Source organism: Leptotrichia sp. oral taxon 498 (assembly GCF_002240055.1).
Lineage (GTDB): Bacteria > Fusobacteriota > Fusobacteriia > Fusobacteriales > Leptotrichiaceae > Leptotrichia > Leptotrichia rugosa.
The window spans coordinates 1557444-1570495 of the sequence record NZ_CP016753.1 but is presented as its reverse complement, the minus strand read 5'-3'; the positions used below and the strand labels follow the sequence as shown (position 1 = coordinate 1570495).

At 28.7% G+C, this 13052-nt stretch carries 8 protein-coding genes; 1 reads left to right on the top strand and 7 read right to left on the bottom strand.

What is annotated here, in order from left to right:
* Window positions 1-41: 41 nt before the first annotated feature.
* The 3 genes from BCB68_RS07855 to BCB68_RS07845 all read right to left on the bottom strand — a co-directional run bounded on the left by BCB68_RS07855 (window position 42) and on the right by BCB68_RS07845 (window position 4011).
* Window positions 42-1715 carry a carboxylesterase/lipase family protein gene (locus BCB68_RS07855; protein ID WP_094080274.1) on the bottom strand — a complete coding sequence of 558 codons (1674 nt, stop codon included), beginning with the start codon at window positions 1713-1715 and terminating at the stop codon, window positions 42-44.
* Window positions 1712-2773, bottom strand: coding sequence for a cupin domain-containing carboxymuconolactone decarboxylase family protein (locus BCB68_RS07850; protein WP_237048599.1), 1062 nt, complete (start codon window positions 2771-2773; stop codon window positions 1712-1714). The genes BCB68_RS07855 and BCB68_RS07850 overlap by 4 nt, the downstream gene beginning before the upstream one ends.
* A gap of 173 nt (window positions 2774-2946) precedes the next feature.
* Complete coding sequence (locus BCB68_RS07845) at window positions 2947-4011, bottom strand: alpha/beta hydrolase (protein WP_094080272.1); 1065 nt, start codon at window positions 4009-4011, stop codon at window positions 2947-2949.
* A gap of 147 nt (window positions 4012-4158) precedes the next feature.
* On the opposite strand from BCB68_RS07845, the gene BCB68_RS07840 reads away from it, so the two are divergent.
* Complete coding sequence (locus BCB68_RS07840) at window positions 4159-5010, top strand: LysR family transcriptional regulator (RefSeq protein WP_094080271.1); 852 nt, start codon at window positions 4159-4161, stop codon at window positions 5008-5010.
* Between the two features lie 35 nt (window positions 5011-5045).
* Here the strand turns inward: BCB68_RS07840 and BCB68_RS07835 are convergent, their stop codons facing one another.
* The 4 genes from BCB68_RS07835 to BCB68_RS07820 all read right to left on the bottom strand — a co-directional run bounded on the left by BCB68_RS07835 (window position 5046) and on the right by BCB68_RS07820 (window position 12982).
* Window positions 5046-5888, bottom strand: coding sequence for an aldo/keto reductase (locus BCB68_RS07835; protein ID WP_094080270.1), 843 nt, complete (start codon window positions 5886-5888; stop codon window positions 5046-5048).
* A gap of 346 nt (window positions 5889-6234) precedes the next feature.
* A complete protein-coding gene (locus tag BCB68_RS07830; protein ID WP_094080269.1) occupies window positions 6235-9261 on the bottom strand; it encodes a type I restriction endonuclease subunit R in 3027 nt (1008 codons plus the stop codon).
* 37 nt (window positions 9262-9298) lie between these two features.
* A complete protein-coding gene (locus BCB68_RS10720; RefSeq protein ID WP_216639343.1) occupies window positions 9299-11293 on the bottom strand; it encodes a restriction endonuclease subunit S in 1995 nt (664 codons plus the stop codon).
* Between the two features lie 111 nt (window positions 11294-11404).
* On the bottom strand, window positions 11405-12982 hold the full coding sequence (locus tag BCB68_RS07820) for a type I restriction-modification system subunit M (RefSeq protein ID WP_237048598.1): 1578 nt from the start codon (window positions 12980-12982) through the stop codon (window positions 11405-11407).
* Between the last annotated feature and the right edge of the window lie 70 nt (window positions 12983-13052).

Sequence of the window (13052 nt, the reverse complement as noted above, 5' to 3'; positions counted from 1 at the left end):
ATAATAATTAAAATTAATATACTCAGTCTTCTCATAATATTTTAGAAATTATAGTCAGGTGCTAATAATTTCATTAACTCCTCATCATGTTTATATTTAACTTCTGACTTATCATCAAAAATCATAACTGCTCCATTTTTAGTATTATATGGTAACCATTTTGGTAAACCTTCTGCATTAGGATTCCCTGTTCTTGCAAAATTTATCCAAGCTTGACTAATTTTTCCTGCTAATTTATAGGCATCCTTTCCTCTACCTTTTAAAGTTCCTTCAACTTTATCTATATTATTAAATACAAATGGAATTTCTGCTGTATGAAAAGACATTGCCATACCATCAATCATAGGATTATCCCAAGCAAAAATATAACTATATACTGGTGCTCCATTTTGATCTGCTTTTAATCTTGTTGTTTTCAATGTTTGTTTTCTTAATAAAGCATCAACATAAAGTGCATCTACTGCTTTTCTTTCTGGATAAGCCTTTTTAAATTCTTTCGCTATTGCTTCTGCTCTATCACCATATTTTTCTTGCATTTTCTTTTTTATTTCTGCATTAGTAAAAGTATTTTTATTTTCAACTTTATTATTTGATAATACAAATGGCATTGTTTCCCATTCTGTTAAGTTAGTACCTATTAATAAAGGAATATCTCTTGATTGTTCTGAATATTTTTCTCCTACAGGTTCTACTGGAATATAGCTATCTAATTTAGGTGCCCAATCAAGTCCTGGTTGTCCAGTTAAAACATTTTTATAACCTTGTTCCTCAGCTGTTTTTGCTAAGGCTTTTTCTGTTGCTTCCATAACTTTTTCATAAGGTATTTTTTGAATTTCATCTACATTTTTTGCATTTAATCCTAAATTTTCAAGAGTTAATTCTGCAACTCTTCTAGTTGTTTTTTCAGGTAAAAGTGTCATACCCATTTCTTCCACTGCACCACTTTCAGATATAGCTTTGTGGAATAAACCTTTTGCAGCTGGTGTTGCCATAAGAGTTAAAACTTTTGCTCCTCCTCCTGACTCTCCAAATATAGTTACATTATTAGGATCTCCTCCAAATTCTTCTATGTTATCTCTTATCCATTCAAGAGAAGCAACTAAATCCATAATTCCAGCATTGGCAGAATTTTTATATTTTTCTCCATAAGCTGATAAATCTAAGAAACCTAGTGAATTTAATCTATGATTTACAGAAACTACTACTACATCTCCTTTTTTACTTAAATTTTTTCCATCAAAAATATAATTTTCAGCAGATGAACCGCTTCTAAAACCTCCACCATGTAACCATACCATTACTGGTCTTTTCTTTCCATCTTTTATACCAGGAGTCCATATATTTAAGTTATGAGAATTTTCACTCATCTCTAATTTAGGTCCTGCAAACCAACCTCCACTTGAAACCATACTCTCACCTTGTGAAAAATATGTTCCAAAAGTTACAGTTTGTTTAATACCATTCCATTTTTCTACTTTTTTAGGTGCCATAAATCTTTCGGCTCTTGCATAAGGTACGCCTAAGTAAGTATATATTTCATCTTGAATAAATCCTTGTATTTTTCCACTTTCTGTTGTAGCTATTGTATTAGTATTTTGATTTACAGTATTTTCAATTTTTTTAACTACATTTTTATTTTCATTTGTTTCAGAAAATAATAAATTTCCAGTTCCAATTTGTAATAAAAATAAAGCTACTAATAACATTTTTTTCATTTTTCAACAACTCCTTTTAATCTATTAGATGAATCACTATCAACTTCTTTATTTAAAATATTTACAACTTTTTCTAAATCACTTTTTTTAATTCCTAGATTACTTATTAAATTAACATGTGAAGCTAATTGTGCCTCTCCACCTGATATTGTGGAAATGGTTGAAACTGTTGTTAATTCTCTATTTACATAGTTTAAATTATCTCTACTAAATAAATAACCAAATAAATGTGCCTTTAAAGCATAGTCAACTCCATCAAAATTTTGTAATAATCCACTGCTATCTCTTTGAGATAAAATACTTAAAGTTTCTGTTCCATATTCATAGTAATTTATATCCCCCTTATTTGTAGGAACTTTCCCTTCAATATCTTTTTTACCATTAACTTTTCTTTCTTCTAACACTTTATTTAAAGTAAGCATTCCATTTAGTGCTCTTGGAAAACCTATATAAGCATATTGATGATTTAAAATTTCTCTTATTTCATTAATAGTTAAACCTTTATCTAATCCCTTATTCAAAGCTACTTTTAATTTATTTAAATCTCCTTTTGCCGTATTAGCTGCTATTGAAACAATAGCTAGTTGTTTTTCTGTCAAAGAAGTATTTTGTTTATGTTTCTCAATAGAAATTTTCAATCTTTCTTCTGTTGGTTTTTCATTTAATTCAACTTTTTCAAACCAAGTAGTTGTATTATTTTCAGTATCAGGTGTTATTACTAAGTGGGACATTGAAGTTGTTTCCCCAGCTCCATGCCAATGTTTTACATCTGCTGGTATCCATACAACATCACCTTTCTTTACATATTGAATTTCCTTACCCCATTCTTGAACTCTACCTTCTCCCTCAGTTATATATAAATATTGCCCTTTTGAATGTGAATGCCAATTGTTAACTACTCCAACTTCAAAATCTACTATTGCAACACTATCCTTAGATATATCAATTTGTGGTAAGATTGCAAACTCTGCTTCTCCTGAAAAATATTTTGGATCTGCTTTGATATATTTTAAATTTTCTTTTTTAGTAATACTTAGATTATTTACTGAATTTGCCATAATTAAATTTCCTCCCAGTAAAAAAATTATAAAAGTTAATATATATTTTTTTATTTTTTTCATTCTTTTCTTTCCAAATTTTATTTTAAGAGTCAAAATTATTTATTTTAGCATTTTTTAATTCCACATGAACTTTATCAAGATTTTCATGTGCTTTTATTACTCTGCTATTTTTATTTTGCTAATCCTTTTTCTTTCATCCATTTTTCCATGGCATTTGCTACTTCTCTATTATTTAAATCTGCCATCATAAAGTGTGTACTTCCTTTTATTCCTATATCAGGTAGCATTACAACTTTTACATCTCCACCTGCTTCATTCATCATTTTTTCCCATTTTTTAGCTAAATTTACTCTTATTCTCCAATTATCTAAACCCCAGTTATCAGTTAATTCAGTTGGAATATTATCACCAAAATATACAACTATTGGAATTTTAGTTAATTTTTTAAATTCAGCATCAGACACTTCATAGCCACTAGCTGGAAATGGACTTGTTGTTTTTTCAACTTCTGGTAATTTTCCTTTTGGAAATGGGAAAGTTCCAGGTTCTAATGCAATTACTCCTTTTACTTTGTCAGAAGCTATGGCAGTGTCCCAACCAGGTCCTCCACCAGCAGAATGAGTTACTAAAACTCCATTTCCTGATTTTTCAAAAACTTTTACCATCGCATCACTTATAACTTTTTGGTCAAAATCTCCAGTATCAGGAGTCATTTGTCTAAAAAATTGCTCACGAGATTCATTATCTCTTGGTACAGAAACATTATCATATATTCCTGGCCATTGCCCTATACGAAAATTGTTATACCAAAGCTGGTCATCCGGTCTTGCTGTTAAATTTCTTGGAACTGTTGACTGTCCAGCTCTACCACGTCTAGGCTGGTCAACAATATATGTGCTGTATCCTTTTTCCAAAAATATATTTTGAAATCCATCTCTTCCATCTGGTGTACTTTCCCAACTTTTTCCTGACTGTCCATACCCATGTAAAAATACAATACTATTCTTTTTTGTTTTTACTGGCTTTTGATAAAATACATAAGCATGATCTCCATGTAATGTTTCCCCATCAAAATTCATAGGCTCCGAATCTTTATATTCTCCCGGTGATGTTACAACTGTTCCCCCTGCCATAAAACTTCCCTGTTCTTTAATTGTTACAGGCTTCTGAAATCCAAAACTTGCAGTTGCTGATAATATCCCTATTGCCATTAATAATATTAAATTTTTTTTCATATATAATCTCCTTCATTTTCTTATTTTTATTTCCTTATCTTCATGTAGTTATAATACTAAAATTTAAGATAAAAGTACAATACCGTTTAGAAAATGTGCTATAATTAAAATGCATACTAGAAATAAAAATTATATGAGGTGATTAATATGATAGAATTGGAACAACTTAAACAGCTTATTGCGTTTGCAACATATGGAACATTATCAAAAGCTGCTGAAAAGTTGTATATTTCACAGCCTGCACTTTCCCGTTCGATACAAAAGCTAGAAAAAACTTTAGGGGTTGAACTTTTTGACAGGAAAAAAAATAAGATGGAATTAAATGAAAATGGAAAAACTGTTATCCAGTATGCAGAAAAAATATTGAATCTTGTAGATGAAATGGAAGAAAAAGTTAATAAAAATAATCAGATTCAAAATAATTTTTCAATTGGTTCATGTGCTCCCGCTCCATTGTGGGATATGATTTCATTATTTGGAAGATTTTATCCTGAAAAATATATTCTTCATAAAATAGAAAATAATCTTCAGCTATTTGAAAAACTTAAAAATGACATTTATCAGATGATTATACTTTCTGAGCCTATTAATAATTCTGAATTTTTCTGCATAAAATATAAAACTGAACAATTATTTTTATCAGTTCCTCTAAGTCATCCGCTGGCTAAAAAGAAGAAAATACATTTTTCAGATATTACAGATGACAGAATGCTCTTATTCAATCCAATAGGAATATGGAAGGATGTAGTTTTAGAAAAAATGCCTAATATGAACTTCCTTATTCAAAATGACAGGATTATTTATCAGGAATTAGCTGAAATGCAAAATCTACTGCATTTCCGTTCAAATTTCACGCTTGAACGTGAAGACAATTTCAAAAATAATATTTCAATTCCTATTGCTGACAAGGAAGCAAAAATGACTTTCTACTGTGTCTGTAAGAAAAATATAAAAAATGAAATTGAGAAACTTTTTGATAGTTTTAGTAAAAATTTTTAAAAAATAAGAGGGAAGAAATCTCCCTCGTATTTTTATTATTTCCTTCCATTAAGCCATTTTACTATTTCTACATCATCATGGTTTAAAAATAAACTTTCCTTTTTATCAAGTTCAGATATTTTTCCCATATCCTCACTGTTCAATTCAAAGTCAAATACATTGAAATTTTCTTCAATTCTGTCTTTTCTTGTTGATTTAGGTATTGCAATTATATTTCTCTGAATTAACCATCTTAAAACTACCTGAGCCACAGATTTATTGTATTTTTTACCAATTTTAGATAAAATTTCATTTGTAAATATTCCATTTTTCCCTTCTGCAAAAGGTCCCCATGATTCTATTTGAACTCCATATTCCTTCATTATTTCATTTGCTTTGACCTGCTGATTGAAAGGATGTGTTTCCACCTGATTTACAGCTGGCACTACTTCATTATTCAAAATAAAATCAACAAGTCTGTCAGGATAAAAATTACTTACACCAATCGCCTTTATTTTCCCTTCCTTATACAGCTCTGTCATCGCTCTCCAAGCTCCATAAACATCATTAAATGGCTGATGTATCAAATATAAATCAATATATTCCAAATCCAATTTTTTTAAAGATGTTTCAAATGCTAATTTTGCCTTTTCATAATTTACATCACTTACCCATAATTTTGTTGTAACAAAAATTTCTTCTCTCGGTATACCACTTTTTTTTATAGCTCTTCCCACTGCCTCTTCATTTCCGTATGCTGCTGCTGTATCAATTAATCTATATCCTGCTTTTAACGCATTATAGACTGCTTCCTCACATTCTTTCATATCATCAATTTGAAATACTCCAAATCCTAATATTGGCATTTTTACTCCATTGTTTAAAGTTACATATTTCATAATATTCCCTCCTAATTTTATATATCATTTTTTAATTACAGTTGTACGTTTATTCTTCTTGAACTTATTCTATCAATTTTTTTTCCTGAAGTCCAATATTAATTCTGCAAATTCACTATAACTAAAACGCATACTATAAAGTTATCCATCATAAATTGTAATATTAAATACAGCATTCTTTTTATCTTGACAACAACAATTTTTGAGATACAATATATTAGAGAAAAATAAAGAATTAAAAATTTTTTTATAACATAAATTGCACCAATCTATTGATGCAATTTTCTCCCTAAATTTATCATAACTTAAATAATAAATATCTAATATAATCAATGAATTTGTTATTTTAAATCCCTATAAAAATTTCTACTATTCTCTGCATTTTCTGCAATATTGTCCTTTTTTTAACCTCTCTTGCCCCTTTTCTTCGTGAAGTCGGCGGAAGAATACTATCTAATTCAGAACCAGCATAATCAACAAAACCTTTATTTATAGATTTTTCAATAAATCTTCTAGAATCTTCCTTTAAATTCTCATCTTTAACTAATTCATCAATTTTTTCCTTCTTTTCTTCTTTTGCATATTTATAAAAAGCGTCAAGAATTTCTCCATTATTTTTCAATTTTTTTAAATCTGTTTTGTTAATAAAATTTATAACTAAATTCTCTTTAGCTCTAGTTCCTAAACTTGTACGTATAATTCTTCTTATTTCAGATTTCAATGTTTCAATATCATCATGTTCTTTTGTCTTTTCTAAAATTAACTCTAAAATATAATCTAAATTAATTTCATCTGTTTTAAGCAAATCAATTTGAAATTCAATATCAGAAAAATCGATTTCTTCTTCTCCATTTTTATTTTCATCATTTTTTCCAGTATTTCTTATGTCTTCACAAATATCCACATAAACACTCTTCATATCCTGCATTTGTCTATCTGATATTATTTTCTCAAAATTTTCAAATTCATCGAAATTCTTAAGTATATTTTCTGTTTTAAGTAATTCTCCAAATAATTCTGCAAATTCCTTTTTATCTTGATTTTTTTCAATTTCAACAGGCTTTGGAAATTTTTCAACTATTTCATTACACAAATTTATATATCCTTTTACTGATTTCCCTGTTTCCTCGTCTTTAAATCCATTTATATAATCGTTATAACTTTTTTCAAGAATTATATTTACACTATTATCATCTCCAAAAGTTTTAATAGCATTTTTTGTAGCCTTTTCCAAATCTCTAAAACATACAATATTTCCAAAAGTTTTGACTTTATTCAAAATACGGTTTGTTCTTGAAAACGCTTGAATTAATCCATGGTATCTCAAATTTTTATCAACAAACAAAGTATTTAATGTTGGTGCATCAAATCCTGTCAAAAACATTCCCACAACAATTAAAATATCAATTTTTTTATCCTTAACCTTTTTAGACAAATCTTTATAATAATTCTGAAATTCGTTTCCATTTGTTGAAAAATTTGTTTTAAAATAATCGTTGTAATCAGATATCACTTTATCCAAAAATTCTTTCGCTGTCGATTCCATTGCACTTGGCTCAAAATTTTCATCAGGAATATCTCCTATCGCATTTCGCTCTTCATTCGCAGCAAAACTATAAATTGTCATTACTTTCAGTCTTTTTTCTTCAGGAAAATTTTCTTGCTGTTTTTGAAATTCTTCATAATAAAGTTTTGCCGCTTCTACACTTTGAACAGCAAATATAGCATTAAATCCGTTTAGCCGTTTCTGTTTTATATTATAATATTCATTTCTATGAGTTTTTGTATTATATACTTTTAAAATATATTCTACTATTTTAGAAATTCTCTCAGGATGTAACAACATTCTTTTTTCAAGTTCCTTGAGCTTTTTATCATCTGTTTCTGTTTCAGCCGCTTTAAATTTTGCCCTAATATCATTATAATCCACTTTAAATTTTAAAACTTTTTTATCACGAATAGCATCTGTTATAACATAACTATGTAATTGAGCTCCAAAAATTCCAGCTGTTGTATCACTTCCAAGAGCATTTTCAGGAAAAATTGGTGTCCCTGTAAATCCAAACTGATAATAATTTTTAAAAGATTTTCTAATATTTTTTTGTGCATCTCCAAATTGTGAACGATGACATTCATCGTAAATTATGACACAATGTTTATCGTAAATTTCATGGCTTGGATTTTTTTTGACAAATTCATTCAATTTCTGAATTGTTGTAACAACTATTTTATTGTCCTGTTTTTCTATACTTCGTTTAAGTTCCTTTGTATCCCTACTTCCATTTACGCTATCAGGCTGAAATTTCTGATATTCCTTCATTGTCTGATAATCCAAGTCTTTTCTATCAACCACAAAAAACACTTTATCAATATATTCAAGCTCTGTAGCAAGTTTTGCCGTTTTAAAAGAAGTCAAAGTTTTTCCTGAACCTGTAGTATGCCAAATAAATCCTCCAGCTTCAATTTTTCCACATTTCTTATTTTGATAACTAGATTCTATCTTCCACAAAATTCGTTCAGTTGCTGCTATTTGATACGGTCGCATTATTAGCAAATTATCATTTGAATCAAAAACACAATATTTTGTCAAAACTTCTAAAATAGTTCGCTTTTCAAAAAATGTTGCTGTAAAATCTTTAAGATCTCTAATAACTTTATTTTTCGCATCTGCCCACTCACATGTAAATTCATAATGATTTTTATTCTGTGCCGTAGTATTTGCAAAATAACGAGTATACGTTCCATTTGAAATTACAAAAATCTGAACAAATTTATAAAGTGAATTTTCAGTATTAAAACTTTCCTTGCCGTATCTATCAATCTGACTAAATGCCTCATGAAGACTTACTCCACGTTTTTTCAATTCTATATGAACAAGCGGCAATCCATTAACCAATACTGTTACATCATAACGATTTTTATGCTTACCTTTTTGCTTAATTTGATTACAAACCTGTAAAATATTATTATGTATATTTTTTTTATCAATAATTTTTATATTTTTCAAATGTCCGTCATCAAAAATAAAATCATAGATATAATTTTCCTGAATCTTTCTAGTTTTCTCAATCATTCCGTCATTTGGACAATCAAGATATTCCACTAAAAATCTTTCCCATTCTTTATCTGTAAAAGCAACTTTATTTAATCTTTCAATTTGAATCTTCAAATTTTTATAAAGTTCCTCCGATGTCTTCCCATAAAATCTTTCATACCCTTGACTTTCTAAATCCCTTATCATCCCATCTTCAAGTTCTTTTTCACTCTGATATGTATCTTGAACTTGAAGTATTTCTTCATAATTAGCCAAAATAATTCCATTCGTCATCTCAGCAATAGTTAATGTTTCATAAATCGCATTTTTTTCCGACATTTAAACTCACTTCCTTTATCTTCCCCCTTTTAAATGTCTATTTTTCAAAATCCAATAATTTTTCCCTGTAATATTCATACTGTTTCTGTCTTAATTCTATTTCTTTTGGTAATCCCTGTGATAAATCATTGACTAAAGCATCAAATTTATCCAGAATTGATACGATATATTCTTGTACTGGCAGTGGAGGTAGCGGGATTTTATATTCCATTATTTTTTCTTTGTCCCCACGTGGCATTTTTGCTCCTTTTGAATATTTGATGTTATAATCAAAAAACTTCTCATCTGATAAAAGTTGATAAAGAAATTCAGATAATATTTTATTCTTATTTTTTACCTTGATTGCTAAAACATCTCCATTTGTTCCTCCTTCAACATCAGCAAACCATATTTTTCTTAAATATGGTCTTATATTTCCAATTAGAATATCTCCAATATTGAATTTTATTAAAGTCCCCTCTGCGGGAACATTATTTGAATCTATTTTGCCTAATCTATTTTTTAATAAATTTTCTACTCCAACATAGTTTTTTTTATTTAAATATTCAAATGATATTCTATCTTTTGAATATTTTGCTATTTCTCTCAATGTTTTCCACTCAACTTTATCACTTATATCAACTCCAGCAATTTTTGCTGCTTCTTTAAGTAATTCAAAAAATTCACTCGTTATTTGTCGCTGTTCTGTTCTGTTCTGTTCTGTTCTGTTCTGTTCTGTTCTGTTCTGTTCTGTTCTGTTCTGTTCTGTTCTGTTCTGTTCTGTTCTTAGAGCATACACTTCTTCACTTTCAAATGTCAAGAGTTTTTCTCGATAATATTCATATTGTTTTCTTCTTTGTTCTATTTCCAAAGGCAATAATCCTTTTGTATCAGAAAGAAGTTCCTGAAATCTATCTAAAATTTTTACAATTTTATTTTGGATTTCTATTGAAGGGACTGGTATTTTTAAATTTGAAAGTGTTGTCCCATTTGTTAATGCTCTAGTTGTATACGTGCTATATCTGATAACATTTTTTCTAAATTCATATGTTTCAAAACAATAAGCACAATATTCTGGTAATAATAATTCTGTAATTGGTCTTGCTCTTAATACAAATCCACTAAAAACTCCCTTTTCAACATCATCTAATAAAACTGATGTTTTTCCTATTTCTTCTTTTGTTTCAGAAGTTCTAGTAAAAAAAACATCTCCTCTTTTTATACTATATCTTTTTTGTTCATTTTCTGTTGTTTCTACTAAACCTATCAAATCATTTGAATAAATTTTATTCCTTTTATAGACATCCATATAATTTATAATTGGTGTTCCTTTTCCAAAAAAATCCTTTCCTTTATTCAAACCATTTTTAAATTCAAAAAGTTCTCCTAATATTTTCCATTCTATAAATTGGTTTTCTGTAAATTTTTCAGAAATTTTATTCAAGTAATCTTCACTTAACAACATATCTCTATAATAGTTATACTGCTTATTTCTTGCCTGTAATTCTGCCTGTAATTCTGTAACACATTTTGTGAAATTGTCAAGTATTTTTACAATTTTTTCTTGTGTTTCTATTGATGGAATTGGGATTTTTAATTCTTCTAATTGCCCTGCTCTAATATATCCTTGACTTGATGAATTTTTTTTAGAAATAAGTTTATCTTTTATATGTATTTGTGTGAAATAATAAAAGAAATATTTATTTAATATAAAATTTTCATTTAATCTAAGCAGATATAAATTTTGACCATAAAAATCTGTATTCTTTTTCACTATCCCTATTTCTCCAATAGTTCCTATCATACTAACTAATATATCTCCACTTCTTATATTTCTATTTTGTGCTATCAAATGATAAATTTCTTTTGATATATATTTGACATTTTTATAATCAATCTCACCATTTTTTATATTTTTACCTGTTATATAAGGAATTCCTTTATCTAAAAATTTAGGAGTTGCCGGCATTATCCAAAATTTTTCTAAACAAACTTCTCCCAGTTTCTTCCACTCAACCTTTTCCCCCACTAAAAGTTTTTCCATAAATTTCATTATTTCTCTCCCTCTTTTAGTCGTTTTCCCTCAATTTTATTTTGTCGAGTGGCAATCAACAGAAGAGTCTTTTACCACATTTTACAAATTCCCACCCACAATATTGCTTACTTATTCGCTTTCAAGCTCCTTCACTATCTCATTTATAGAAGCCCTTAATTCATCTATTCTTTTTACTGTTTCCTCAATTTCCTTATTCAACACATCGATGTCTATTTTTTCACGAGTATCTTCCTTTTCCACATAAGTTGAAACTGACAAATTATAGTCATTTTCAGCTATTTCACTATTATCAACCAATCTTGCAAAATATTCTACATCAGTTTTTTCTCTAAATTCACTTACTATTTTTTCAATATTTTCAGGTTGTAAAATATTATTATTCGTTTCTTTTTTAAATTCCTTACTTGCATCAATAAATAACGTTTTATTTTCTGTCTTATTCTTTGCCATTACTAAAATACAAGTCGCTATTGATGTTCCAAAAAACAGGTTTTCTGGAAGCTGTATTACACAATCTACAAAATTGTTGTCTATTAAATATTTACGAATAATTTTTTCTGCGCCTTTTCTATAAAAAATACCTGGAAAACATACTATTGCTGCTCTTCCTTTGCTTGACAAATAACTTAATGAATGCATTATAAACGCATAATCTGCATAAGATTTTGGTGCAAGTTTTCCTGCTGGTGCAAATCGTTCATCATTAATAAGTGTCGGATCTCCGTCTCCTATCCATTTAATCGAATATGGCGGATTTGAAACAATTGCATCAAAAGGTTTTTCATCATTATGCAACGGCTTAAGTAAAGTATCTCCACGTTTTATTGAAAAATTATTGTAGTTTACATTGTGTAAAAACATATTCATACGAGCCAAGTTAAAGTTAGTCATGTTTATTTCCTGTCCAAAAAATCCCTCATCAATAATATGTTCCTCAAACTGCTTTTTCATTTGTAGTAGCAACGAACCACTTCCACATGTTGGATCATAAACTTTATTTATGCTGTCTTTTCCTTCCATCACAAGCCGTGCCAAAAGTTTTGAAACAGTTTGTGGAGTAAAAAATTCTCCTCCTGATTTACCTGCATTGCTGGCATAATTTGAAATCAGATACTCATAAGCATCTCCAAAAGCATCTATATCATTATGCTGAAAACTCCCAAAATTAATTTCAGAAATTCCTGTTAAAATATCTGCTAATCTTGTATTTTTTTCAGCAACTGTTCCACCTAAACGGTTACTCGTAGTGTCGACATCTTCAAATAATCCTTTAATATCATCTTCCGACTCAAATCCAACAGCACTTGCTTCAATAGCTTTAAAAATATTTGCTAAATCTGTATTTAAATTTTCATTGGTTCTCGCTGTTTTTACTATATTTTCAAAAAGTTGACTTGGTAAAATAAAAAATCCTTTATCTTCCACAGTACCAGCTCTAAAATCTTCTTCGGCTTCTTCATCAGAAATATCCGCATAATTAAACTCCAAATCTCCAGCTTCATGTTCTGCTTTGTTAAAAAACTCTGTCATATTTTCCGAAATAAATCTATAAAATAATATTCCCAAAATATATTGCTTAAAATCCCAACCATCCACCGCTCCACGCACATTATCTGCAATTGCCCAGATTTTACGATGCAATTCTGCTCTTTGTGCCGTTTCATTTGATTCTTTTGTATTTGCCACTTCTTTCTCCTTATATCTATTCATAATTTATTTTTTGTTAATATTATACCATAGTTTCACATAAAATTTA